General features: G+C 44.6%; 1 protein-coding gene. It reads right to left on the reverse strand.

Annotated elements, in window-relative coordinates; genetic code table 11:
- A partial coding sequence (locus C2M25_RS10340; protein WP_199775173.1) for a hypothetical protein occupies positions 1-260 on the reverse strand: 260 nt, incomplete at both ends.

The raw sequence follows: 260 nt of genomic DNA on the forward strand, positions 1-260 counted from the left end.
GCCTCACCACTTCCCGTTGCTGCAACTTGCCCTATACGTCTGGTCATTCGCTGTAACCCCATATTGAGGCTTTCTGTGCTCGCACCGGTTTGATTTGCAGCATGCTGCAAACCAATTAAGGCTTCTGTTGATATACCTAAGCGGTCTGCCGTTTTTGCTTGTTGATCAATAAACTCAGCTTGTTTCTTATAAATCGCCGCATATGCAGCAATACTTACTGTTGCAAATCCAGCAATCGCTTTACCTGCCATATTTGAATA

This window comes from Pseudoalteromonas sp. T1lg21 (assembly GCF_002964625.1).
Taxonomy (GTDB): Bacteria; Pseudomonadota; Gammaproteobacteria; order Enterobacterales; family Alteromonadaceae; genus Pseudoalteromonas; species Pseudoalteromonas gelatinilytica.